This is a genomic window from Williamsoniiplasma luminosum, from assembly GCF_002803985.1.
GTDB lineage: Bacteria > Bacillota_I > Bacilli_A > Mycoplasmatales > Mycoplasmataceae > Williamsoniiplasma > Williamsoniiplasma luminosum.
Genome location: NZ_CP024963.1, coordinates 847,258 through 873,481, shown reverse-complemented (window position 1 = coordinate 873,481; position 26,224 = coordinate 847,258). Strand labels below are relative to the sequence as shown.

Here is a 26,224-nt window from a genome sequence, read left to right as displayed (position 1 = left end):
CTATTTGGAAGAATAACGAAAGGGGACATAATATGTCACAAATTTTAACAAGAGAAGAATTATCTCAAGCAGGTGTTCAATACGGACACCAAACAAAACGTTGAAATCCAAAAATGGCACCGTACATTTTTGGAGTAAACAAAAAAAATCACATTATTGATTTACAAAAAACAATGGATCAATTAGCAGTTGCTAATGGATTAATTGAAACTATCGCTAAACAAGGTGGAAACATCTTGTTTGTGGGAACAAAAAAAACTGCTAAATTAGCAGTTAAAGAAGCTGCTTTACGTTCAGGAAATTTCTATGTAAATGAACGTTGATTAGGTGGAACTTTAACCAACATGAAAACTATTTCATCAAGAATTAAAGCTTTATGAATTATTGAAAAAGAAGAAGCTGATGGAAAATTAGCTTTAAGAACTAAAAAAGAACAAATCGGAATCTTAAAAGAAAAAGCAAAACTTGAAAGAACTTTAGGTGGAATTAAGCAAATGCGTAAATTACCAGCTGTCTTAGTTGTTGTTGATCCTAAAACTGATGAAATTGCAGTTAAGGAAGCAATGAAATTAAACATCCCAGTGATCGCGCTTGTTGATACAAATATGGACCCAGACATGGTAAGTATTCCAGTTCCGGCCAATGATGATATGGCAGAATCAATCAACATTATTGTAAACAATTTTGTTGATACTTTTGCAGCAGCAACTAACTTGACAATGGTTCCTTCAGCTTTAAAAACTGTTGTGACTTTTAAACCAAGAGAAGAAGGCGAAGAACAAGGAAGAAGACCATACTACAAAAGAGATGGTGAATTCAAAAGAGATGGCGACTTTAAAAAAGATGGCGATTTCAAAAGAACTTGAAAACCAAGACCAGATAAAGATGGTAAGGAATAATTAGAGGATATTTATGGCTATTGATGTAAAAAAAATAAAAGAATTACGTGACATCACTCAAGCAGGAATGATGGATGCTAAAAATGCTTTAGAAGCAACTAACAATGATATTGATGAAGCAATTATTTGATTAAGAGAAAATGGTTTAGCAAAAGCTGCTAAAAAATCTGATCGAGTAGCTGCTGAAGGTGTAACTATTGCCAAACAAAACGATAAATATGCAATTATTCTTGAAGTAAATTCAGAAACTGATTTTGTTGCTAAAAATAAAGATTTTTTAGCTTTAATTGATGATATTGCTGATGCTTTATTACAAGCAAATGTCAACACAGTTGAACAAGCACATGAAATCAAAATTGCTAAAGGAATGTCAATTAAAGAAGCTTTAATTCACGCGACAGCAACAATTGGAGAAAAAATTGAATTAAGAAGATTTGAATTAATTGAAATTAAACCAAATCACACAATCAGTTTTTATAACCATGCAAACAGTCGTGTTTCAGTCTTATTAGATTTCGAAGGAAAAATGGATAGTGCTGATGCTTACAATGTGGCGATGCATGTCGCTGCGATGGCTCCAAAATACCGTACAATTAATGAAGTGCCAGTTGAATTTAAAGATGCTGAATTACATATCATTACTGAAAACGCTAAAGAAGATCCAAAATTACAAGGAAAACCTGAAAATGTTTTACATGGAATTTTACAAGGAAAATTATCAAAACGTTTAGCTGATATTAACTTAGCAGACCAACAATTTGTTATTGATGAAAAATTTAAAGTTGGAGAATTTTTAAAAGCTAAAAATGTTTCATTAAAAGAAATGGTTCGTTATGAAGTTGGTGAAGGAATTGAAAAAATTGTCGCTGATTTCGCAAGTGAAGTGGCGGCACAATTAAACGGAGGAAACTAACATGAACTCAAACCTATTTAGTTTAAAAAACTTAAAATCTAATCATCTATTGGCAGATATTTCTGAACACCAAACGCCATTATTGGCAATGGGAATTATTTTACTATGTGCATCATTGATTATTATTGGAGCATTTATTTACTACTTGTTTCAATTCAAACAAAGAAAATCAGAAACTAGCATTCGCAGTTCGTTAATGATTTATTTAATGATTGCAATTTCGCTTGTGGTTACCATTTTAGGAATTACAGGAATCGTGATGTACACCCAAAAAGAAGTTCTTAATATTGAAAACAATTTACTAGGAATTATGATTGGAATTTATGCAGCTGGATTTATAACTTTAGTTGGATTAATGATTTTCATTTGATTTGGTATAAATAAATTTGCCATCTCATTGACAGATGAATCAATTCTTTTCATTGGTGAAAAAATTGATTATTCTAAAATTTTAAAAATCATCAAAGATGATTCTAAAAATGCAGTATATATCAATTATGTACAAGGTAAAAGAAGTTATAGACGTCAAAAATTCAGTTTAAATTCTGCTTTTGGTGTGTGAATTGTTAAATATTCAGAATTAACTGGACACAAAGTTGAAGATGGAAATGAAGACGAATATTTCAAAGCTTTAATTAAAAGAAAATAAGCTTAAATAGGCAAAAAGGGCAGCGCCCTTTTTATTTTGTGTGCATGAATCAATAGTTAAATAGCCTTAATTATTGTTATAATATAAATAATGAAGAGGAGTTAAATGAGCTTAAAATATAAAAGAATTTTACTTAAATTAAGTGGAGAAGCCTTAAAAAGCGATGATGAAATCTATGATAAACATGCTTTAGAATCAGTTAGTCAACAAATTATCGAACTAAGCAAACAAGGTTTGGAAATTGGTGTTGTCATTGGTGGGGGGAATATCTGAAGAGGAAAATTAGGTCTTGATCTTGGTTTACCACAAATTGAAGGTGATTATATGGGAATGATGGCCACCTATATGAATGGTTTGGCCTTGGCCGGAACCTTAAACCGTTTAGGTTTTCCGAAAGTTGAAGTCTATGCATCGTTAGAATTAAAAACTGTGACAGTTTCATATAATTTTAAAGAAGCACGTCAAAAATTAAAAGAAGGATATGTTTTAATTTTTGTCGGTGGAACTGGATTCAGTTATTTTACAACTGATACAGCTTCAACAATTAGAGCGATTGAAATTGGTGCTGATGCTTTATTGATGGCCAAAAATGGTGTGGCTGGAGTTTATGAATCAGATCCTAAACACAACCCCCAAGCAAAAATGTTTAAAGAACTAACTCACAAAGAAGTGGCGGATAAAAATTTAAGAGTGATGGATTTAACAGCCGCCACTTTAGCCAAAGATGCTAATTTGCAAATCGAAGTTTTTGACATGCAAGGTGAAAACAACATTGTTAAAGTGATGAATAATCAATTAGAATCAACAATTATTAAATAAGGAGAAAGAAATGATAGAAACAACAAAAGTCTTAAATGACGTTGAAAAAGATATGAAACAAACTATTCAAGCATGAGTAGATTATTTAGGAAAAGTAAGAACTGGAAGAGCTAATGCAAGCATGTTAGACACAGTTTTGATTAATTATTATGGAACCATGACTCCCCTTAATCAAACAGCCCAAATTACAACCCCAGAACACCATTTGATTGTGGTTAAACCATACGATCGCAACATGGTTTCTGAAATTGTTGGTGGAATTCATAAGGCTGATTTAGGATTAAATCCAGTTTCAGATGCTGAAGTTGTGAGAATTAAAATCCCAACCCTAACAGAAGATTTACGTAAAGAATTAGTTAAAAAAGTGACTAAGGAATTGGAACACTACAAAGTTCGAATTAGAAATGCCCGAAGAGATGGAATTGATCTTGTCAAAAAAGATAAAGAAGTTTCTGAAGATGTGATTAAAGGAGTTGAAAAAGACATTCAACATTTAACTGATAAATACATCAAAGAATTGGATGATTTAACTAAAGCCAAAGAAAAAGACTTGTTAACAATTTAATAAACCCAAGAAAACATTGTAGAACAATGTTTTTTCTTTATAATATGAGTTAAAATATTTATATGTTTAAAAGGAGTGAATTATGAAAGTTATCGATATTTTTAGAAGTGATTTAGTCGAAATTCTAAAAGAAATGCAAGTTGATCTCGAACCCATTGTCGAGATCAACAAAGGGAAAGAAAATGGACATTTTTCAACAACTATTGCTTTAATGCTTGCAAAAAAAATGGGCAAAAATCCGAAAGATTTAGCAACAATAATTGGAGACAAATTAAGTCAAAAAGATTATTATTCATCAGTTAAAATTGCTGGAATTGGATTTATTAATGTGGAAGTGAAAACTGATTTATTATCAACAATTATTTTGAACATTATGAACCAAAAAGATAATTATGGACAAAATGAACAAAAGAATTACATCATTAATTTAGAGTTAGTTTCTGCCAATCCAACTGGTTGATTACATCTTGGTCATGCAAGAAATGCTGTGACTGGAGATACTTTAAAGCGCGTTTGAGAAAAAGATGGTTTTAATGTTCAAACTGAATATTATACAAATGATGCCGGAAATCAAATCAACGTTTTAGCTGTCACTGTTTTTGTTTATTATTTAAATATGATTGGTGTCAAAGCAGAATTACCAAGTGTTGCTTATAAGGGTGAAGCATATGATGAAGTTGCAACAATGTTTGTGGCTGAATATGGGGATAAATTTAAAGATATTAAATTCACAGATACTCAAATTTTAGATCAAGAAGCACATGATATTTTTCGATACAAATCTGTTGCCTTTTTCATGGATATTATCAAACAACAATTAAAAGATTTTGATGTTGAAATCGAACATTATTCAAGTGAACAAGAAATGTATGATAAACATGAACTTGAAAAAACTCTTGAATTATATAAAGAAAAAAATGCAACATATGAAAAAGATGGAGCGCTTTGATTAAGAACAACTGATTTTGGGGATGACAAAGATCGTGTTTTAGTCAAATCTGATGGAACATTTACTTACATTCTGCCTGATTTAGCAACACATCGTATCCGTATTGAAAGAACAAAAGCTGATAAATTAGTGAATGTTTGAGGTGGAGATCACCACGGTTACATCGCTCGTATGCGTGCTGGTTTAGCTTTACTTGGAGCACGTCCAGACATTTTAGATATTGAAATGTGTCAAATGGTTCGTCTTGTTAAAGACGGACAAGAATTTAAAATGTCTAAACGTAAAGGGACAGCCATTTGAATGGTTGATTTAATTGAATTGGTTGGAAAAGACGCTTTAAGATATATGTTAGCTTCAAAATCTAGTTCATCACATATGGAATTAGACATTGGATTAATTCAACAAAAAACTAGTTCAAACCCAGTTTATTATGCCCAATATGCAACAGCGAGATGTAATTCAATTCTAAATCAAGCAAAAGAAAAAAACATCCAACCAAAATTTGAAAAAACCACATTGTTAAATCATGAAAAAGAGATTCAATTATTGATCACTTTGGATAATTTTTCAGACATCGTGCGAATTGCTTCAAAAAATAAAACTCCACATTTAATTTGCGAATATATTCAATTAATTTCAAAACAATTCCATTCATACTATTCAGATACTAAAATTATTAATGAAGAAGAAATGGAACTAACTCAATATAGATTAGGATTCATCCAAAGTATTTTACAAGTTTTTAAAAATACTTTTGATTTAATCGGAATTGAAGTTATGACAAAAATGTAACAGGAGCATCAATGCATTTATTCAATTGAGACTTATTAATAATCAAACCAATATTTATTTTTATTGGTGTTTTTTTAATCTTTTTTCTGGCGAAAAAAGAAAAAGAAAATAAATTTTGATGATTATTTTATCTTGAAACATTAGCAATTTGAATTGTTAATGGTTTTGTTGTTAGACTTAACCTTTTACAAGTAGGAATCGCCACAATGAATATGACAACAATTGCAATGATCATGTTTACCATTTTTGCCAGTTCTTATCTAATCGGAATTATTTTAAAACCATTAGCAGTTTGATTAACTTATAAAGTTCAAAATCGAAGAGTTTGAATGTGAATGGGAATTATGACCACCTTTTTGGCATTAATTTTGGCCTCAACTTTCATCAATCAACAACCCCCAATTTGAATCTTGGTGATTTCAACCTTATTGATTGGGTTTTCAATTTCCACCCAAACACTATATTTTTTATTACCAAATGAACAATTTTATTATCGTTTATTTCCCATTTTTACAAGTTTGAAAATGGGAATGGTGACTAGTTTGGGTGGTTACATTGGAATTTTCTTATTTGATTTCAATATTTTATTGTCTGGTTTTCAAGAAGTTTCGATAACGAACTTACATAATGTTAGTTTTGCTCTGGTGATTACAATGATGTTTTTACTGATCGGTACATCTTTTGTTTTGTCATTCTTTAATTTAGAAAGAACCAAATTCATTGATGCATTTGAATCGAACATTCGCAAAGAATTACAACCTTACAATAAAAAAATTCTTTTTTTAATTGTTTTGGCAGCTTTTTGATTAGGAACGATATCTGGTTTAATCCAAAACAATTTAATTAATTTAACCATTGCTGGATCGCTCAAACAAAATGGATATAGTGAATCTTTCATCTATAGTTTAGTTTCTTTTAATCATGATGCATTTCTGGTGCCGGGTTTCTTATTTGGATACTTACTATATCGAATCTTTTTCAAAAAAATGACAATTATTCAAACTTTGTTAGTCTTATTTGTGGTTTCAGGCATTTTTGCGATTGTTGCTAGTTTTACAAATTCTTGAGAAATTATGATTTTTACAAATTTCATTTTTGGAATTTCCATTTCCATAACCTTTTATTTATTGATTGGATATTCAATGATGTGAAATTATCGCAACAAAGGTTTATTAATCACTGGTTTTGTTGTTGCAGCTGACATGATGGGACTATTTTTAGTGCAAATTATTTTAACAATTATCAAATCATCACTTTTCGCAGACTTTGGTCAAATAACCTCAATTCAAAGTATCCTCAACGCTGATGCTAATACAATTTCAACGTTTTTAACTCAAACTGATGGCTTTTTATCAATCATTTATGCGATCGTCTTTACCTTAATTGCTTTCTATTGCATCTTTATTCTTTTATGATTCAAACAATTTTTAGCTGAAATGAACGATATTAAAAAAGGTACTTTAAAAATGGCGGTTATTGAGAAAAAAATTATGATCACCAAAATCAAAGAAAAAATTATCGAAATCGATAACTAATCAAAAGTTGATTAGTTAACTCGCTACACATTCAAAGGAGAACAAAATGAGATTAAAAAGATTTATTGCTTCATTTCTAAATATATTTTTAGTTTTAGTGAATCTTGTATTTTTAATAATGGAACAACCACCAATTGGCGAACAAATTATGCATGTGCAAATTCCTCGCTTTCGCGAAAAACAACTTGTGTTTGGAATCATTGCATTTTTAACATGACTTTCAATTGTTTGTTGAATTGCAAACATTTATTTTTGAGCTAAAAATCAAGATTCAATCCCCACCCAATTGTTCAATAGGTATGTAAAATAATTCCTTCAACCAGCATTGAAAGGAATTCTAAAAATGTCGTTCAAATGCTTGGTCATGTGAGTGATTGCATACTTTTTAAGAATAAAGTTTATAATTAAAATATGAATAAACAAACCGATAAAATAATTGCTCAATTAGAGATAGTTATCACCTATTTAAAAACCAAAAAATATGAAGAAATTGAAATTTTAAAAATTAAAAAAATTTTAGTTTCGGCGATTGATTTTTTAATCATCGAAAATAATGACTTCGTTTATCTTCTTGATCAAGAAGATAAACGCAATGGGTTAGATTTAAATTTCTTTGTGAATGCTAAAAATAAAAAGCTAATGCCTTTTGAAGATGTTGTTAAAATCCTTTATTATTTAAAAACAATTTTTGCCATGTTTGTCACTTATGTTCCTGAGTATTTTAATTATTATATTTATTCAGAAATCAAATATATGATGATGTATTACATCAAAGAAACAATTGATGATCCTAAAATTGAGGCAATCAATAAAAAACACAAAAGTTCAGATATTTATTTTCATAAACAAATTGCTTTGTTCAAATATATTTATTCAATGTATGACAAATTCTTATATATTAATTTACAAGTTGGTAAAAAAATGGAATTGAACAACGATGATGAAGACAAATATTATAGATTTAGTGCAGATTTTTTAAACTCATCAAGACCCTTAATTAAAGACGGGATTATGCTACGAAAATTTGAAGTATTTTTAAAATCTTTATATCGAAGTAGTTCGTTTCACTACATTCGAATTTTAAGAAATAACTTAGAACACAATTTTATTAATCCTGAAACAAAATTCAATTATGGTTTACAAACCCAGTTATTGTTTGTGATGTTGATGCGAATTGTGTTGGAAATTGAGTTTGATTTCAAACGCGATAGTGAAATATATGATTTATTATCAAAAAATAACCTTAAAAATGGTATAAATAATTAGAAAAGGCAACGACATGAAACATTGAGATGAAATTAAAATAGGTAACTTCTTAGGGCCATTAGATCTATTATTAACGATGGTTCGTGAAAAAAAGATTAACATCATGGATGTTAATCTAATTGAATTAGCGGATCAATATATTATGTATATTCAAAAACAACAATCACTAGACATTGAAATTGCGAGTGAATATTTAACAATGGCTGCTCAATTAATTGAAATGAAATCACAATTATTACTCCCAAAAGAAGTTGATTTTTTAGAAGAAAATAATTTATATGATGACTTCTTACAACAATTAACACAATATGAACAAATAAGAAGTGTGACTGATTTTTTTGTTAAAAAACAAGAAGACTATTACTTGTCATTTTCAAAAACTAAGTCAAAAAATAAATTTTCTTCAACTAAAAATCTTGAAGCAAATATTGATGAAACATTGATTGAACCATTAACAATTGATATGGATGCATTTGCTCAAATTTTCAAAAATGCGATGGCCCGTTCAACAATCCAAGATGAAGATTTTTCAGAACTAGAAGAAGAATACTTCAACACAATTACAACTGATGTGATTTCCCCACACGAAATCACACAGATGATTTTAAGGGTGATGAAAACTGATCAAATGCGAAGATGAAGATTGGAAGAATTAATTACAAAAGATATTTTAAATTTAAAAAATTTAATCTCAACGTTTTTAGCGGTTCTTGACATCGTGCGGAATCAGGTCGCAATTATTGAACAATCAGATCAAACCTTATTTATCGAATTTAGTGCAGCAGCACTAAAAGATCAAACCTTAGTAGAGCAATTGGAGAATAGAAATTATGATGAACAAGAATAAATTAATGGCAATCATTGAAGGAATGCTTTTCATTTATGGAGATGAAGGTGTTGCATTAATGGATTTAGAAACAGTTTTAGACCACGAAAAACCCTCTGATATTAAAGAAGCAATTAAAAGTTTAGAAGATAAATATCTAAACGATGAAGCGTCTGCTTTTTCAATTCAAAAATTTAGTACAAACAAATATCGTCTTCAAACTAAAAAAGATTTACACGAGTGATTTGCTAAATTAGAAGATGTTGAAGTTCAATCTAAATTATCAGTTTCTTCAATTGAGGTGTTATCAATTATTGCTTACAAAGGTCCGATTTCTAAAAATCAAATCGATCATATTCGTGGATTAGATTCAACATATCAAATCTACAAATTGAAGGATCGTAAACTGATTAGAAGTGTTGGTAAAACTGAAGAAACCCGCGCTAACTTATATGCAATTACAGAAAACTTTTTCAAATTATTTAATCTAGCCGGAGGTAAAGAAATTTTACCTAAAATTAGTGATGATGAGATTCAAGAAGAAGTGGTAACTAAAAAAGCAAAACACAAAACTTCTGGAACTGGCATTTTTAATGCCGCAGATTTCTCAGAAGAACAAAACGAAAATATGGAAGAATTGTTTGGTACAAATTAATGAATAATAAAGAACAAGAACGCTTACAAAAAGTCATCGCTAATCGTGGTGGGGCTTCAAGAAGAGCGACTGAAAAAATGATTGAAGCTGGTAGGGTTAAAGTTAATGGGGTCGTTGTCACTCAATTAGGGACTAAAGTTGATGTGGATGCTGAAATTACAATCAACGACCAACCAGTGATTGATAATAAAGAAAAATACTATTTCTTATTCAACAAACCAAGACGTGTCATTTCAACAATGTATGATCCTAAAAAAAGAAAAATTGTTGCTGATTTTTTTCAAGATGTTGAAGCAAGAGTTTATCCTGTTGGTCGATTGGATTATGATGTTTCAGGTTTAATCATTATGACCAACGATGGAGATTTCGCTAATTTTGTAATGCACCCAAAATATGAATTTTTAAAAACTTATCAAGCACTTTGTGATGGGCCAGTTTCAAAAGAACAAATTCGTAATTTGTTAAAAGGTGTGATTATTGATGAAGATTATAAAACTAGTGCTGTAACAGCTAGAATGGCCAATTACAACAAAGAACGCAACCATTCAATTATTGAATTAACAATTGCCGAAGGACGCAAACACCATGTTAAAAAAATGTTAGCAGCTGCTGAAATTCAATTATTAAAATTAAAAAGAACCCAAATTGAATTTTTAACTGATGAAGGTTTAGAAGTTGGTGAATATCGTTCACTAACTCCTCATGAAATTAAAAGATTTTATGGAATCTATCATGCCGTTAAAAGAAAAGGTGATTAATTGTTCATTTTGAACAATTTTTTTGTTTAATTTTTACATAATAACATAATTGATACTTAAACCACTTAAATATATGTAAAAATTAAAAAAACAAAGCATTGAGATATGTAATTAATGAAACCTTAATTAGATCGGAGCACAATATGAAAATCGCCATTTTTGGAACAGTGGGAGCTGGTAAAACAACAATCGTCAATTTAATTGCTAAAAAATATGGCCATCAAATTTTTGCTGAACCCATTGCTGAAAATCCTTATTTTGATGATTATTATCGTGAGATGAAACCATTTGCTTTTAAGATGCAAATTTATATGTTAACTGCAAGAATTCAACAATTAACTCAAGCTCAAAACTTAAGTAATGTGATTTTTGATCGCACAATTTTAGATAATCCTGTTTTTGTCAAAACCAACCATGATTTAGAAACAATGAACAATCCTGATTTTAAAACTTATAATGATTTTTATGACCATGTAATCATTCCTTGAATCAGTCAAAGACAAGATTTTGATTTAGTAATTTATTTAAAAGTATCAACTGATAAAGCGATTGAAAGAATTCATAAACGTGGAATAAAAGCAGAACTTCAATTACCAAAAAAGTTTTGACAAACACTCAATAAAAATTATGATAAATATTTTAAAATTTGAAAAAATTATTTTAACTTTGTCGTGATTGACGCAACAACTGATGATTTGAATTTAAAAATGGATATTATTTACAAAAGCATTGCTGAAATTGAAACCAAAATTCAAAATAACTAAAAAACGAATTTTAAGAAATAGAACTTATGAATAGACATCAAAAAAACTAGCAACTTGCTAGTTTTTTCGTTTGAATCTATTTTGTCATTCTATATCTAAAAAGAAAGAATGATCCAATAATAATCATAATAAATATAGCGGCATAAACAACAATCGCAATAACCGGATTAAAAATTTGGCTTTTAATTTCTAATTCAATTAAATTTGAAGTATTGTTAAAAATTTTAGGTTCTTTTTCTGTACGTGTTTTTAGTTCTACAACAACTTCTTTATTTAATCATGAATAAGCGAAATTTTTTTGTTCAAAACGATTGCCTAAGATTTCACTACCAAAATAATTGTAATTAAGAATCCTATTAAACATAGTTCAAGGGTTAAGATACAAACTAACTTTAGCACGAGAATAATAGCTTTCTAAATTCATTTGAGATGTTGGCAGATTAATTGTTGAATTAATAACTTTAATAAAAGCTGTTTGATACATTCTAGCTCCAAGCGAAATGTTGACATTTTTTAATCATTCGTTTTTGACATCAAAATTTTCTCCCAGTCTTAAATTTCAATCTTTTCAATTATATAAATTGTCTAAAGAACTACCATCAAAAATAATAAACGAGTCCTTAACCACTCTATTGATAAGGTTGTAGAATTCTTTTTTTTCTTCGTTTGCATCTTCATTTAATGTTTTCATTAAAGCATTAAATCCATTTGGACCATCGTAGTTAAATTTGAATTTATCATTAACATATCAATCTTTTTTAGTAAAATAAAAACTTTGTTCTCAAATATCTTTCCGATATTTATTTTGAAGATTATAAACACCAAGTTCTAATTTTTGTTTCTCTTTTACAAATTTCAGATGTTCAAAAAGAGGGTTACCATTTAAATTTGGGTTTGTTTTATATGTGGTAAATCCATTTCCATCAAATTCAGTTATAAGTCCAGAAATAGCGATATCATAGATTTGTTCCTCGTTCAATGGTTCTCATCGTTCATCATTGTTCGATTTTTTCAAAATTGAACCATACAAACCACCATAACTATCAAGCATTTTTTGAGTAAAACCATTTTCATATTTTTTTGTTAAATTATGAACTTCGTCAGCAATTAAATATGCTTCATAATCTCTATATATTTGACGTGGATCTGAAAATTTAACAACATGATTACCAGTTATTTGTTCAAATGAAGCGATCACCGGTGTCATTGCTGCTAAGAAAAATGTTAAAAAGCCAAAAATTCCCATAAATATATTAGAACCAAATATCGCCACTATTAATAATATTGCAGTTAAAATTATATCGTATAGAAAAACCCCAATAAAACCAATCGAAAAATTAAATAAAATTGGTGGCAAAATACTTGATGGACTAATACCTGCAAATAAAAGAATTGATAATGTACAAAATATATAGAATCCAATTGTTCAAGATTTTGAAAGCAGAATTCTTTCAAAAAACATTTTGCCTTTAGAAATTCCGCTTCGTATTTCTAAACTCATAGTTCCATCTTTTGTAGAATTAGAAAAATATTTACTAAAAATAAATAAATTTATGACTGTAATTTGAATAAACCCCAAAATATATATCAATATTTTTAACACACTTGCTTTGAAATCTATGGCACTAGAATTTCCAATTAATTCAAATGTAAAAACAGATAATAGTATAATGATGATTAATGAAAATATTGTTGAAGTAATTCATAATAATTTAGATTTTAAAGTTGATCGATAAAAATATTTAAATATTGTTAATTGCATATTATTCTTTATCCTCATTTTTTAAAATATCAACTAATGAAGATACATTAGGTTTATTATCTTGATTTTTTTGATTGATATCTTTAATTTGTTTTCTTGAATGAGTAACATAATCTTTATATAATACTTCTAATTTTCCATCTTTAATAAGGGAATAATTATTGTCATAAACAATTTGCCCATCTTTAATTAAGACTACTTTATTAATTAAATTTTCCATCTCATCAATAATATGACTCGTGATAATAATTGAAATTTTTAAATCGTTTGCCAACGTTTTTAATATTTCTTGAAATTCCATTCTTGCATCAACATCTAAATTAGCAGTTGGTTCATCTAAAGCGATGATTTTAGGATTAGTTACTAAAACACTTAATAATAATGCTCGTTTTTGTTGTCCAGCAGAAAGTTTGGTAAATTTACTTTTTCTCAGTTCTTCTAATTTTAAAAATCTAATTAATCTTTCTAATTTCTCGGTATATTCTTTAGGTTTAATATCTTTTAATTCAGCTGAAAATTTAGCAAATTCAATAATATTAAAATGTTTGGGATAGTTATTTTGATCTGGAAAAAAAGCCATTTGTTTCAAATGCTTATTTTCTAATGGTTCCCCATTAATTAAAATTTGACCACTTTGTGCAGTATATTCTTTAAAAAGTGTCTTCAATAAAGTTGTTTTACCAGCTCCATTATTACCTATTAGACCAACAATATTATTTTCTTTTGATATATCAAAAGAAATATTTTGAATGCCTCTGCCTTCTTTGAAAAGTTTTGTTATTTCTCTAAATTCAATAACCGGATTATTATTTTCTAAGTAATTCAATTGAGTCCACCCTTAATAAGACGAAAACCTTGATTTGATCAGGTTTTTGCCCTCCTAAATTTCCCAATTCAATAGAAACTGGTTCTGATTCAATTTTGGTTAAATTAACTTTTTCCTTTTGAACAAACTTTGCTAAATTGTTTGTTGTTTTTGAAATAGTATGAATAGGAAGTACATTGTTATTTTGTTGTGTTGTAATATGTGTAGTTGTTAAAACTGGAGAGACTCCACTTATAGACAACATTGTTAATAATAATTTGGTCATATATCGTTTCTTTCTCAGAGTCTAATAGAAAAATGTCTAATATCAATTTATCTAAATCTCTTGGTTTTATCTTATATTATAAAATTTATTATTTGCGCATATTTTTATAAAAAAAGCAAGAAATTCAAAATAAAAATCTTAAATTAAATCAAAAAATTGATAAAAATGCCAAATAATAGCATTTTTATCAATTAAAATTAGGTTTTGAGTTTTATTTTATTAATTCAAAATCTTCATTTAGTGTTCTTTTTTCATTTTTAAATTAAAGATGAAAAATGTTCCAATAGTTATTAAAATCAGTATTAACCCATACACAACAATTGCTATAATTGGGTTAAAAACTTTATCTTTAATTTCTAGTTTTACAAAATTAGAAGAATTTAGGTCATTAAAAATTTCATTTTTACCTTCTTTGTTATTGTTAAGTTCGAGAATTACTTCTTTATCTACTCATGATTTATTAAATGCTTCTTGTTCTATTCTATTTCCAATAAGATCATCACCATAATAGTTAGCACTCAGTATTTTATTGAACATAGTTCAAGGATTCATATATGAATCAATTTTTGTTTTGTAATAATAAGTACTTAAATCTTGTTCTACATTATTTTGATTGACTGGATAAGGTAAGTTAATGGCTGAATTTATTGCTTTAATAAAAGCTGTTTGATACATTCTAGCTCCAACTGTAATAGTTACGTTCTCTAATCACTTGTTCTTGTCTTGTTCGTTTGAACCATTTTTATTGATAATTATATTTCAATCATCTCAGTTTCTTGAATCTAAAAACATGTGATCACCATTAAATATTACAAAAGAATTTTTAATAATTCTATCAATAATTTTATAAAATTCTTTCTTTTCTTGATCTTGTTCATTTTCGTTTAATTTTTTATATAAGTTATTAAAACCGTATTTTGAATCAAAAGCAAAATCAAATTTTAGATTAGGTCTTGATGGAGTAATTGTGTGATAGAAACTTTTTTCTCAAGTTTTTTCCCCGTAGTAATTAGATGAGTTATAAACTTGTTGAGGAAAAATTCCCTTTACGTCATTTAAATGTTTCAAAATGTCACTATTTTTAAATTCATTATTATCATTGTATTTATAATGACGTCCTTTGTTATCTCTATCAATTCCATCCGTAAACTCAGTTAAAAGACCAGAAATACCAATGTCATAAATTTCTTTTTCAGTCAATGGAACATACTTATCACTTGCAGTGCCATTATAATTCTTTCTTCATGATATTGAATCTTTTAAACTAGGGTAAGAATTTAACATTTTTTCAGTAAATCCACCAGGATTTTTATTTGCTAAAGTTCTTACATCATTTGCAATTATGTATGATTCATAATCATTATATGCTTTTTTAGAAGTTGTATAATGACTAGTTCATGTTTTATCAATCATTTGTCCAATTGATGGAACTAGTGGAGTTATACCACTTAATAAAAAGATTAAAACTCCGAACATTCCTAGGGAAAGATTTAAACTAAATGTTGACAAAGTAGCCAATATTGCTGTTAAAAATAGATCATACAAGAATACAACAATGAAACCCACTGATAAATTCATAAGAAAGGTTGAATAAACCAAAGAAGAAGTTGATAAACCAAAAATTAAAACAATCATTGTGAAAAAAATATACATTCCAATTGTTCATGCTTTGGATAAAAGTATTCTTTCAAAAAATATTTTAGTTTTAGAAATACCACTTCTAATTTCAAGACTCATAGTCCCATCTTTTTTAGAATTAGAAAAATATTTAGAAAAGATATAAAGGTTCATTGCTGTTATTTGAGCTATCGCTATTAAAAATAAGAGAATCATTTCCAAAGAAGATCATTGAGTTAAAACGATCGAATCTCCTTGCAATGCAAATGTGAAAATTGATAATATAATCAAAAAGATTAACCCAAACAAAACAGAACTAATTCACAAGAATTTAGATTTTAAAGTTGATCGATAAAAATATTTAAAAATTGTTAATTGCATCATTATTCTTTATCTCCGCCCTGTAAAATATCCACTAATGAAGATACATTAGGTTTATTATCTTGATTTTTTTGATTGATATCTTTAATTTGTTTTCTTGAATGAGTAACATAATCTTTATATAATACTTCTAATTTTCCATCTTTGATAAGGGAATAATTATTGTCATAAACAATTTGCCCATCTTTAATTAAAACTACTTTATTAATTAAATTTTCCATTTCATCAATAATATGACTTGTAATAATAATTGAAATTTTTAAATCGTTTGCTAATGTTTTTAATATTTCTTGAAATTCCATCCTCGCATCAACATCTAAATTAGCAGTCGGCTCATCTAAAGCGATGATTTTAGGATTAGTTATTAAAACACTTAGTAATAATGCTCGTTTTTGTTGTCCAGCAGAAAGTTTGGTAAATTTACTTTTTCTTAGCTCTTCTAATTTTAAAAATCTAATTAATTTTTCTAATTTCTCAGCATATTCTTTAGGTTTGATGCTTTTCAATTCAGCTGAAAATTTTGCAAATTCAATAATATTAAAATGTTTGGGATAGTTATTTTGATCTGGGAAAAAAGCCATTTGTTTCAAATGCTTATTTTCTAATGGTTCCCCATTAATTAAAATTTGACCACTTTATGCAGTATATTCTTTAAAAAGTGTCTTCAATAAAGTTGTTTTACCAGCCCCATTGTTTCCGATTAAACCAACAACATTATTTTCTTTTGAGATATCAAAAGAGATGTTTTGAATACCCCTACCTTCTTTAAAAAGTTTTGTTATTTCTCTAAATTCAATAACTGAGTTAGTTTCTATATTTTTATTCAATTTAAATGTTCCTTCTATGAATTTACTAGTTAATTATTAGCAAACTCTCTAACTTATTTTACATTATTTGAAAAATTTTCCAAATGGGCATTTTTATAATCAAAAAATGCACTTTTTCAGTTCTAAATTTTCTTATGAAATGTTATTATAGATATTGAAACCATTTCGATGTTTATCAATATTAAAAACAATAAAGTGAATAGCATAATCAAACCAATAACTTTATCATAAAACCAAATTCAAAGGAGAAAAGCAAATGAGAATAGCAATTTTTGGAACAGTCGGGGCTGGGAAATCAACAGTCTCTAATTTAATTTCTGAAAAATATGGATATGAAATTTTTCCTGAACCAATTGAACAAAATCCTTATTTTGAGGATTATTATCGTGATATGAAAGCACATGTCTTTAAAATGCAAATTTATATGTTGACTGCTCGCAGTCAACAATTAACTCAAGCTAAAGCTTTGAAAAATGTAATTTTTGATCGCACAATTTTAGAAGACCCAATTTTTGTTAAAGTTAACCATGATTTAGGAACAATGAATGATATTGATTTTAAAACATACAATGATTTTTATGAACAAGTGATTATTCCTTCACTTGGTAGTCGGAATGAATTTGACTTAGTGATTTATTTAAAAGTTACAACTGATAAAGCAATTGAACGAATTAAAGAACGTGGGATCAAAGCAGAATTACAAACCCCAAGACAATATTGAGAAACATTAAATAAACGTTATGATGATTATTTTAATTTAAGAAAAGAACATTTTAATTTTGTGGTTATTGATGCTAACACTGATGATCTAAATTCAAAAATGGATTTGATTTATAAAAACATTGATAATCTCCAAAATAAACAATAATTAGTGGAAAATTTTCTATTTAAAATAGAAAATTTTTTTTAGAAAATAAAACACCTTTACTTCTACTCAAATTCAAACCACAATCATCTTAGAGGTTGTAAAATACTGAAATTATAGTCATAACTTTATGATGTTTTTTAATCTCGTAAACTATTCAAGTGTAAGAAGGAGAAACTATGAAAAAAGTTTTAATTACAGGAGCAAATGGTCAAGTTGGAAATGAATTTACAGCAAGACTTAGAAAAGATTTAGGAAAAGATAATGTGATTGCCACAGATATCAAAATTAAACCAGATAGTGCTAATGCCACAGAAGGTATTTTTGAAGAATTAGATGTCACTGATGTCAAACGTTTTAGAGAATTAGCCCATAAATACAAAGTTGATGCAATTATTCATTTAGCATCATTATTGTCAGTGAGTTCAGAAAAGGACCCTGTTTTTGCATGAAGTTTGAACACAGGTTCAATTATTAATGGATTGGAAATTGCAAAAGAATTGAAAGCACAATTCTTTTTCCCATCTTCAGTTGCAGCATATGGAGTTGATGCTCAACCACGTTTTAATACACCACAAGATACATTTATGCATCCGATCACAATTTATGGAGCAAGTAAATATGCTGGTGAAATGCTTGCCAATTACTATCACTGAAATCACGGAGTTGATGCTCGTTCAGTCCGTTTTGGACGTTTGGTTTCATATAAAGTGAGACCTGGTCAAGGAGCTACAGATTATGCTGTAGCAATTTATTTTGATGCGATTGAAAAAGGTAGTTATGAATGTTATTTACGTCCAGATACAATGTTGGACTTTATGTATGTCGATGACGCAGTTGATCAAGTTTTAAAATTTTTAAATACTGACGAAAAGAAATTAACCCACCGCAATGGATTTAATGTGACAACTTTCTACGCAACCCCAGAAGACATTGCTGCTTCAATCAAAAAATTTATTCCTGATTTTAAAATCACGTATAAATTAGACCCGGTTCGTCAAGCAATCGCTGATTCATGACCTCAACATATGGATGACAGTTGAGCAAGAAAAGAATGAGGTTTAGATCCAAAAATTGGTTTGGATCAAATGACTGAAATCATTTTAACTAATTTAAGAATCAAATTAAAAAATGAGGGGGCAAAATAATTTTTAAAATTTATATCTAGTATAAAATTCAAAAATTATTTGATAAAAATATTATGAATTTTCAAAAATTGATAGAAGCAACATTTCAAAATTTTGCTTTTTGATCAGTTTTGCTTGCCGCCATTGTCATTATTGGTGTTGGTTATTTTATTGAAAAGAAAAAAATCATCGCCAGTGGGTGAGAAAAGGTTTTAAGTCGAATTGATTTAGTTATTGCCATCCCAGCTTTAGCTTTAAATAGTTTTATGGTTGATACCAAAGGAATTGAAATTGGAGAAATCTTAATCATCATTTTGATTGGTTTTGTCTTTTATGTTCCAATGACATTTTTAGCAAAATATTTCTTTTTAAAATCGAATATGTCCAGAACCTTGAGTTTAAGTATGGTTGTGGTGCTTCCAGCTGGTTTATTTTTTGGATTTCCAATTTTAAATGCAGCATTTTCAAGTGCCCAAGATCAAAAAGTGATTGGAATTATCACTAGTGTCTTTCAAATTTCATTTTGAATCTTTTTAGCAACTGCTGCTCAACACTTTTTTCAAAAACCAATTATTGAAAAAACTGATAATCTAGCAGTTGCTCATGAAAGAAAATATAAATTTACTTGAAATTGAAAATCAATCAAGCCATTTATTAGTAACCCAGTTTTAGGAGCATCATTAATTGGATTTACATTATGGATTTTCCAATTAATTCCAGGAATTGATTTTGTTCCGAGTTTAGCTGACCCAAGCAAATATGTTTCGATCACTAGATTTGATCAATACATTCCAGGATTTGACAAAATTTTAAAATTAATTAGTGCTCTAGCTGCTCCACTTGCTTGATTAGCAATTGGAGTAACAATTGGTAAAGTTGTTTGAAAAGTTGCTTTAAAACAAAAAATAGTTTGATATGCAGTGGGATTAAAAAACATCTTAGTACCATTTATTTTCTTCTTGATCACTGCATTCTTTGCATGAATCGGAAAAGCGAGTGGAGGATATAGAATTACTATTATGTCTTATATGGCAATCATGTCGATCATTGCTTCTCCAACAGCCACCGCGCTAGTTAGTTATGCAATTTTAAACAAACGAGAACCTGAATTAGTCTCTCAAAGTATTTCATTTTCAATTCTATTCTCATTTATAAGTCTTCCTTTATGGATGGTTTTTGGGACAAGTTTAGCACTTGAAATGAATGTTTTCTTAGCATAAAACAATTTAAAATTTAAAGTAAATTAAGGAGAAAAAAATGAAGAAATTCATTAATAAAATTGAGGACATTGTCACTGAAGTAATTGATGGATTAGTGCTAGCTAATCCCGAAATTTTAAGTCATGTCCCAAATACAAAAGTTATTACAAGAAAAAATATTAATAAAAACAAAGTCGCAGTTATTTCAGGTGGAGGTTCAGGACACGAACCTTCTCATGGTGGATTTGTCGGAATCGGAATGTTAGATGCCGCTGTTTTTGGTGAAGTATTTACATCCCCGGGTCCAGATCGAATTTATGATGGAATTCAAGCTGTTGTTGGAAAACCTGGTGGTTTATTATTGGTTAAAAATTATACTGGTGATACCATGAATTTTGCCATGGCAGAACAAATGGCCAAAGATGATGGGTATAATATCGAAACAGTAATCATCAATGATGATATCGCTTTAGTAAATTCTGATTCAACAACTGGAAAACGCGGAATTATCGGAACACTTTTTGTGCAAAAAATTGCTGGAGCAGCTGCTGAATCTGGTTTAGATTTACAAGAAGTTAAACGTATTGCTCAAAAAGCTGTTGATAATACAGCTTCATTTGGAATTAGTTTAAGTGGTTCAACAGTCCCAGCAAACGGCAAACCTGGTTTTATTGTTCCAGATGGAGAAATGGAAGTTGGTTTAGGAAATCATGGCGAACCTGGACTGCGTCGTGAAAAACAAAAATCTGCAGATGAATCTGCAGAGATGATTATGAAAAATATTGATCAATATTTAAATCTAAAAAAAGGTGATGAAGTCGCTTTGATTGTCAACGGACTTGGTGGAACACCAATGATGGAATTAAATATTCTTGCTAGAAAAGCCATCAAAATTTTACAAGCAAAAGAAGTTAAAATTTTTAAATCATTTGTTGGAGTTTATATTACTGCTATTGATATGGCTGGATTCTCATTTTCAGTCATTCGATTAGATGATGAATTAAAAAAATTCTTAAAAGCAAAAGTTATCACAAGTTCATTGGTTGGGATTGAATAAATGTTAATTGATTTTCTTTTGTCTTATAATTAAAAGGAGTTTTTCCTAAATAAATGGTTTATTCAGGAAAAATATCCATTTAAAATAAAATTATTTAAACAAAATTAAGGAGAATAAGATGAAAAAATTTATTAACAAAATTGATGATATTGTAACTGAAGTAATTGAAGGTTTGGTTTTGGCTAACCCTGAAATCCTAAGTAACATACCAGATTCAAAAGTAATTACACGTAAAAGCATCAACAAAAATAAGGTTGCACTTATTTCTGGAGGAGGTTCAGGACATGAGCCAGCTCATGCAGGATTTGTTGGGACTGGTATGCTTGATGCTGCTGTTTTTGGGGAAATATTTACATCCCCAGGACCAGATCGTATTTATGATGCAATCAAAACCGTTGTTGGAAAACCTGGTGGGTTAATACTTGTGAAAAATTATACAGGTGATGTCATGAATTTTGAAATTGCAGCAGATATGGCAAAAGATGAAGGAATTAATCTCGAAACAGTAATCATCAATGATGATATTGCTTTGGAAAATTCAACATCAACAACCGGAAAACGCGGAATTATTGGAACAATTTTTGTTCACAAAATTGCTGGAGCAGCTGCTGAAGCTGGTTTGAATTTACAAGAAGTTAAACGCATTGCTCAAAAAGCTATTGATAACATCGCATCATTTGGTGTGAGTTTAAGTGGATGTACAGTTCCAGCTAGTGGTAAACCAGGATTAATTGTTCCGGATGGAGAAATGGAAGTTGGTCTAGGAATTCATGGTGAACCTGGGTTGCATCGTGAAAAACAGAAAACTGCAGATGAATCTGCAGAAATCATTATGCAACATATCGATCAATATTTAAACCTTAAAAAAGGAGATGAAGTTGGATTAATTGTCAATGGACTTGGTGGAACACCAATGATGGAATTAAATATTCTTGCCAGAAAAGCGATCAAAATTTTACAAGCAAAAGAAATTAAAATTATCAAGTCATTTGTTGGTAATTATATGACTGCAATTGACATGGTTGGTTTTTCATTTTCAGTGATCAAATTAGATGCTGAATTGAAAAAATTCTTAAAAGCAAAAGTTGTAACAACCGCAATGGTTGGAATGGAATAAAAATGAATTATATAAGTGTTATTAAAAAAATATTGGATAAATTAGATGAGCACAAAAGCTTACTTAATGACCTTGATCAAGCAATTGGTGATGGAGATCATGGAACAAATATGGTGAGAGGTTTTCAAGCCGTTGTTGATGATGAACAAAACCTTAAAGATCTTGAACCAAGTGTTTTATTCAAAAAAATTGCCTTAATTTTAATGTCAAAAATTGGTGGTAGTTCAGGACCTTTAATTGGAACCTTTTTCATCAATTTAGGTAAAACTTGAACAGGTCTATCACAAACTGAAATTGCTCATGCATTTCATGCTGGGGCGATGAGTTTACAACAATTTGGTAAAGCAGAACTTGGTGAAAAAACAATGGTTGATGCATTAAATCCAGCTGTTGATGCTCTATCAAATAATGTTAATCTACCAATGAAAGCGTTTTTTGAACAAGGATATCTTGCAGCTAAAATTGGTGCTATAAACACTAAAGAAATGGTTGCTAAAAAAGGGCGAGCATCATATCTTGGACCCAGATCTGTTGGTCATGTTGATCCAGGTGCGCAATCAATCGCTTTTATTTTTGAAGCACTTTATGAGGTAGTGTAATGGTTGATATTTTAGTAGTATCTCATTCTGAGGATTTAGCAAAATCAGCAATTGAATTATTAAGTGAAATGAAAACCGAAGATTTTCAATTAACTTATTATGGTGGAATTTTCGATCAGAACCAAAAAGTTTTTGGTTCTGATCCAACGCTAATTGCTGAAAAAATTGAAAAAACTTATCATAAAAATGATCTTTTAATTATTTGTGATTTAGGTTCTTCATATATGAATAGTGAAATGGCACTTTCATTTTTACCAAGTGAAATTGAAAAACACATTTTAATTCATCATGGGCCCTTTTTCGAAAGTTTACTAATCGCTATTGTTAATAATCAAGAACATTTTACAGGTCAACAATTAAGTGAATTGATTAGTTTAGAAACAAAACAAATGTATTAATAAAATATCGATTAAAACAGAATTTTTTGTTAAAAAAATTGTATCTATTTAAGATCAAAATAGTTCTCTTTGTATCCAAAATTAAGACAATAAATTATTTATTGTTCTCATGATACAAAGAGAATTTTTTATATCAAATTCTAACAAAAAAATAATGATTAAGTTATAATAATTTACACATAAATTAAGATATAGAAATGTCGAACAAGGTAAATTAATGAATCATTTAGCAGAATATATTGTCGCTCTATTAGTGAGTGTTATTTTAATGGGATCACTTTTTGTTTTTCATAAATTTTGAGCAAAAACAACCAAAACATATTGAGTCAGAATCGTAATTATTACTTGAATGTTAGTGGTGCAAATTTCGTTTTATGTCACACAAGACATCTTTAACAAAGCTAAACCAAGTACTTTTATGTATTGAGAATTATGTAATATTCTCGCTTGGACCTCAATCTTTTTAATGATTTTTCCAACTAAATTACAATTAGATTTTTTTATGCCTTTGGCCATTATTGGCCCTGGTTTAACAATTTTTGTTCCGGTTGGTGAGGGTTATAGTTTTAGTTCTTTTTGGTATTATCAATTTTATTTAGGACATTTAATAACTCTTTTTGCCTATTTTTACATCTACTTATTTGGTTATACCAAATCTCAATTCAATTGAACAATGATTAGAAGATCTTATACTTTTGCTTTCTTCTTATTAACATTTGTGATGATTTGAAATATGGCTTATGTCCCAAATGGACATAACCCACTTGAACCAGTTCCAAGTGGAGAGTCAAGTGGAAGTTATTGAGGACCAAACTATATTTTTGGTCAAATCATCAATAATATGGGTCTAGGTTATCTAAGTTTATTAGTTCAATACTTCTTAATGATTTTAGTGTTTGGTCCAGTTTTGTTAATTGTGAGTTGAATTATTTTATATTTCACCAGACCGATTTATGCGAATTGCGGAACTGAAAAAATTAAGTTCAATCTTTGTGAAGATATTTTGGATGTGAAAACAATTTTTACTAAACAAAATTTAAAAACCATTTGCAAAAACTTGATTGCTAAAATTAAAGTTTAAAAATCTTATTATTAATTAATCTTAAAACTCAAAAACATCCTGATGTTAGCGCTAACATGCAGGATGTTTTTAAATTGAGATTTTTAAAAACTCCAAAGGAAGAAGGTAAAAATCAAATCTTAAAATCAACTTTTTTCTTATATAATAAATTAAGATTTAAAATACAAAAAGGAGTAATAATGGGAAGAGCACACGAAGTTCGGGCAGCGTCAATGGCTAAAACTGCTGCTAAAAAAGCATCAGCAAATGGTCGAGCAGCGAAAGAAATTTATATGGCGGCAAAAGCTGGAGGAAGTGATCCAACAGCCAATTTGGCGTTACGTTCATTAATTGATAAAGCTAAGCAAAATCAAATTCCAAGTGATGTAATCCAACGAGCAATTAAACGTGCTCAAGGTGGAGATGCTGAAAACTATGTGACTAATCGCTATGAAGCACTAGGACCTGGTGGTAGTGCATTAATTATTGAAGCATTAACTTCAAATGTTAATCGTGCCGCTGCCAATATTCGTGAAGTTCTAAATAAGAACCATGGAAACCCAGAAGGGAAAGTTTTATTTGGATTTAAAGACAGTTCTGTTTTTGCTTTTGAAGGTTATGAAATTGATGCGGTACTTGAAATTTTAATGGTTAATGATGTTGAAGTCGATGATGTTGAAGTCGATGAAGGTGTGGTTTTCGTTTATGCTCCATTCAAAGAATTTGCTCATGCAAAAAAAGTTTTGGATGAATTAGGAGTTAAAGAATATTTGGTTGCAGAAACAAAAATGATCTCAATTAATACAAACATTAAGTTGTCTGAAATTGACAACGATCAATTGAAAATTTTATTAGATAAACTTGAAGAATTAGAAGATGTGCAAAACATTTATCACAATGTTGATTTATAGAAACACTGAAAAGTGTTTTTTTATTCTATAATTGATTTATGGAACAAATCAGAAATTTAAATTTAATTCTATGAATTGTAGATACCACCTTAATTGCGATCATTGCTGGGGGTTATCTTTTTTATTTGCGCATTTACAACAACATTATCGTTCCCCCAATTAATAGTGCTCACGATGTAATTGATTCCAAATCAATTGAAAATTTAGTGCAAAGTTTTTTAAAGTTTAATAATTTAGAAGATTATGAAGTAGTTTTTACTGATAAATATTCTCACTCTAAACTTTTTTCTAATTTAAAAAAACATAAAAAACAAATTTTAATTAGTAAACGGATTTTTCTTTCAGTTGGTTATGAATTGGATTATATTATTTCTAAAATTTGATTAAGTGCCAAAGAAATCAAAAAAGATCGTCGCATCATTTTTTATAAATTAAGCATTAAATGATTTAACATCTCACTGTTATTAATTTTCTTTTTAGCATATGTGTTACAAGCAGTGACAACTTTTGGTGCGATGTTAATGGATGATAATACTCATCTTTCAGATACTTTATATACCATTTTTATAACTCCGATTTGAACAATTTTAATCTTTGTGGTGCTGGTTTTATTTTTGTTGAATTACCTTTTATCAAAAAAAATTAAAGAACAAATTGAATTAAATTATAATCAAGAGACAGTTTTAGCTTTTAAAAACACGTTACCAGAATATCATTTTGATTTTACTGCTGCTCGACAAATGGCGATTGAAAATAAATACCCACTGCTCCATATGGGAAGAAAAACCACAAAATGGTTTGGCCCATTTGTTTATTAAGAATT

The 26,224-nt window shown here is 28.9% G+C and carries 27 protein-coding genes and 1 pseudogene; 23 read left to right on the top strand and 5 right to left on the bottom strand.

Translation table 4 applies throughout. The features are described 5' to 3' along the window. Positions 1 to 32: 32 nt before the first annotated feature. From rpsB to ELUMI_RS03805, 13 genes are all read left to right on the top strand, one after another. On the top strand, positions 33 to 899 hold the full coding sequence (gene rpsB, locus ELUMI_RS03865; RefSeq protein WP_025734627.1) for a 30S ribosomal protein S2: 867 nt from the start codon (positions 33 to 35) through the stop codon (positions 897 to 899). A gap of 13 nt (positions 900 to 912) precedes the next feature. Then, positions 913 to 1,812, top strand: a complete 900-nt coding sequence (tsf, locus tag ELUMI_RS03860; RefSeq protein ID WP_025734628.1) for a translation elongation factor Ts — start codon at positions 913 to 915, stop codon at positions 1,810 to 1,812. A gap of 1 nt (position 1,813) precedes the next feature. Continuing rightward, positions 1,814 to 2,461 carry a hypothetical protein gene (locus ELUMI_RS03855; RefSeq protein ID WP_025734629.1) on the top strand — a complete coding sequence of 216 codons (648 nt, stop codon included), beginning with the start codon at positions 1,814 to 1,816 and terminating at the stop codon, positions 2,459 to 2,461. Positions 2,462 to 2,566: 105 nt separating this feature from the next. Continuing rightward, entirely contained in the window at positions 2,567 to 3,280 is a 714-nt protein-coding gene (gene pyrH, locus ELUMI_RS03850; protein WP_025734630.1) for a UMP kinase, read from the top strand. Positions 3,281 to 3,290: 10 nt separating this feature from the next. Further along, positions 3,291 to 3,845 carry a ribosome recycling factor gene (frr, locus tag ELUMI_RS03845; RefSeq protein WP_035019016.1) on the top strand — a complete coding sequence of 185 codons (555 nt, stop codon included), beginning with the start codon at positions 3,291 to 3,293 and terminating at the stop codon, positions 3,843 to 3,845. A gap of 82 nt (positions 3,846 to 3,927) precedes the next feature. Continuing rightward, positions 3,928 to 5,586 (top strand): arginine--tRNA ligase, encoded by a 1,659-nt coding sequence (gene argS, locus ELUMI_RS03840; RefSeq protein ID WP_025734632.1) that lies wholly within the window; start codon positions 3,928 to 3,930, stop codon positions 5,584 to 5,586. Between the two features lie 11 nt (positions 5,587 to 5,597). After that, the gene (locus ELUMI_RS03835; protein ID WP_025734633.1) at positions 5,598 to 7,121 is read left to right on the top strand and encodes an MFS cation transporter; all 1,524 of its coding nucleotides are present in this window, start codon (positions 5,598 to 5,600) and stop codon (positions 7,119 to 7,121) included. Positions 7,122 to 7,167: 46 nt separating this feature from the next. After that, complete coding sequence (locus tag ELUMI_RS03830) at positions 7,168 to 7,431, top strand: hypothetical protein (protein WP_025734634.1); 264 nt, start codon at positions 7,168 to 7,170, stop codon at positions 7,429 to 7,431. A gap of 101 nt (positions 7,432 to 7,532) precedes the next feature. After that, positions 7,533 to 8,387, top strand: a complete 855-nt coding sequence (locus ELUMI_RS03825) for a hypothetical protein (protein WP_025734635.1) — start codon at positions 7,533 to 7,535, stop codon at positions 8,385 to 8,387. A 13-nt stretch (positions 8,388 to 8,400) separates the two neighbouring features. Beyond that, on the top strand, positions 8,401 to 9,234 hold the full coding sequence (locus ELUMI_RS03820) for a segregation and condensation protein A (RefSeq protein WP_025734636.1): 834 nt from the start codon (positions 8,401 to 8,403) through the stop codon (positions 9,232 to 9,234). Next, positions 9,221 to 9,868 (top strand): SMC-Scp complex subunit ScpB, encoded by a 648-nt coding sequence (scpB, locus tag ELUMI_RS03815; protein WP_025734637.1) that lies wholly within the window; start codon positions 9,221 to 9,223, stop codon positions 9,866 to 9,868. Before ELUMI_RS03820 ends, scpB begins: the two co-directional genes overlap by 14 nt. Continuing rightward, entirely contained in the window at positions 9,868 to 10,626 is a 759-nt protein-coding gene (locus ELUMI_RS03810; RefSeq protein WP_025734638.1) for a pseudouridine synthase, read from the top strand. Before scpB ends, ELUMI_RS03810 begins: the two co-directional genes overlap by 1 nt. A gap of 143 nt (positions 10,627 to 10,769) precedes the next feature. Next, entirely contained in the window at positions 10,770 to 11,390 is a 621-nt protein-coding gene (locus tag ELUMI_RS03805) for a deoxynucleoside kinase (RefSeq protein ID WP_025734639.1), read from the top strand. A 76-nt stretch (positions 11,391 to 11,466) separates the two neighbouring features. Here the strand turns inward: ELUMI_RS03805 and ELUMI_RS03800 are convergent, their stop codons facing one another. From ELUMI_RS03800 to ELUMI_RS03780, 5 genes and pseudogenes are all read right to left on the bottom strand, one after another. Beyond that, on the bottom strand, positions 11,467 to 13,152 hold the full coding sequence (locus tag ELUMI_RS03800; RefSeq protein ID WP_025734640.1) for a hypothetical protein: 1,686 nt from the start codon (positions 13,150 to 13,152) through the stop codon (positions 11,467 to 11,469). Position 13,153: 1 nt separating this feature from the next. Next, the gene (locus ELUMI_RS03795; RefSeq protein ID WP_100618552.1) at positions 13,154 to 13,978 is read right to left on the bottom strand and encodes an ABC transporter ATP-binding protein; all 825 of its coding nucleotides are present in this window, start codon (positions 13,976 to 13,978) and stop codon (positions 13,154 to 13,156) included. Then, positions 13,959 to 14,243, bottom strand: coding sequence for a hypothetical protein (locus tag ELUMI_RS03790; RefSeq protein ID WP_025734861.1), 285 nt, complete (start codon positions 14,241 to 14,243; stop codon positions 13,959 to 13,961). The genes ELUMI_RS03795 and ELUMI_RS03790 overlap by 20 nt, the downstream gene beginning before the upstream one ends. Positions 14,244 to 14,480: 237 nt before the next feature. Beyond that, entirely contained in the window at positions 14,481 to 16,244 is a 1,764-nt protein-coding gene (locus ELUMI_RS03785; protein ID WP_100618551.1) for an ABC transporter permease, read from the bottom strand. Next, positions 16,244 to 17,068: pseudogene (locus ELUMI_RS03780) on the bottom strand (ABC transporter ATP-binding protein). The gene ELUMI_RS03785 and the pseudogene ELUMI_RS03780 overlap by 1 nt, the downstream one beginning before the upstream one ends. 256 nt (positions 17,069 to 17,324) lie before the next feature. Here ELUMI_RS03780 and ELUMI_RS03770 point away from each other — a divergent pair. The 10 genes from ELUMI_RS03770 (at position 17,325) to ELUMI_RS03725 (ending at position 26,219) form a co-directional block, all read left to right on the top strand. After that, positions 17,325 to 17,936, top strand: a complete 612-nt coding sequence (locus ELUMI_RS03770) for a deoxynucleoside kinase (RefSeq protein ID WP_025734551.1) — start codon at positions 17,325 to 17,327, stop codon at positions 17,934 to 17,936. A gap of 176 nt (positions 17,937 to 18,112) precedes the next feature. After that, positions 18,113 to 19,081, top strand: a complete 969-nt coding sequence (locus ELUMI_RS03765) for an NAD-dependent epimerase/dehydratase family protein (RefSeq protein ID WP_025734552.1) — start codon at positions 18,113 to 18,115, stop codon at positions 19,079 to 19,081. Between the two features lie 53 nt (positions 19,082 to 19,134). Further along, positions 19,135 to 20,280, top strand: coding sequence for an AEC family transporter (locus ELUMI_RS03760; protein WP_025734553.1), 1,146 nt, complete (start codon positions 19,135 to 19,137; stop codon positions 20,278 to 20,280). 37 nt (positions 20,281 to 20,317) lie between these two features. After that, the gene (dhaK, locus tag ELUMI_RS03755) at positions 20,318 to 21,316 is read left to right on the top strand and encodes a dihydroxyacetone kinase subunit DhaK (protein WP_025734554.1); all 999 of its coding nucleotides are present in this window, start codon (positions 20,318 to 20,320) and stop codon (positions 21,314 to 21,316) included. Between the two features lie 118 nt (positions 21,317 to 21,434). After that, the gene (gene dhaK / locus ELUMI_RS03750) at positions 21,435 to 22,433 is read left to right on the top strand and encodes a dihydroxyacetone kinase subunit DhaK (RefSeq protein ID WP_025734555.1); all 999 of its coding nucleotides are present in this window, start codon (positions 21,435 to 21,437) and stop codon (positions 22,431 to 22,433) included. 2 nt (positions 22,434 to 22,435) lie between these two features. After that, on the top strand, positions 22,436 to 23,032 hold the full coding sequence (dhaL, locus tag ELUMI_RS03745; protein WP_025734556.1) for a dihydroxyacetone kinase subunit DhaL: 597 nt from the start codon (positions 22,436 to 22,438) through the stop codon (positions 23,030 to 23,032). Then, positions 23,032 to 23,430 (top strand): PTS-dependent dihydroxyacetone kinase phosphotransferase subunit DhaM, encoded by a 399-nt coding sequence (locus tag ELUMI_RS03740; protein WP_025734557.1) that lies wholly within the window; start codon positions 23,032 to 23,034, stop codon positions 23,428 to 23,430. Before dhaL ends, ELUMI_RS03740 begins: the two co-directional genes overlap by 1 nt. A gap of 217 nt (positions 23,431 to 23,647) precedes the next feature. Beyond that, positions 23,648 to 24,511, top strand: coding sequence for a TMEM164 family acyltransferase (locus tag ELUMI_RS03735; protein WP_025734558.1), 864 nt, complete (start codon positions 23,648 to 23,650; stop codon positions 24,509 to 24,511). Positions 24,512 to 24,690: 179 nt separating this feature from the next. Further along, positions 24,691 to 25,401: a YebC/PmpR family DNA-binding transcriptional regulator gene (locus tag ELUMI_RS03730; RefSeq protein WP_025734559.1), complete on the top strand. Its 711-nt coding sequence runs from the start codon at positions 24,691 to 24,693 to the stop codon at positions 25,399 to 25,401. A gap of 38 nt (positions 25,402 to 25,439) precedes the next feature. After that, positions 25,440 to 26,219, top strand: a complete 780-nt coding sequence (locus tag ELUMI_RS03725; protein ID WP_025734560.1) for a hypothetical protein — start codon at positions 25,440 to 25,442, stop codon at positions 26,217 to 26,219. The last annotated feature ends 5 nt before the right edge of the window (positions 26,220 to 26,224 follow it).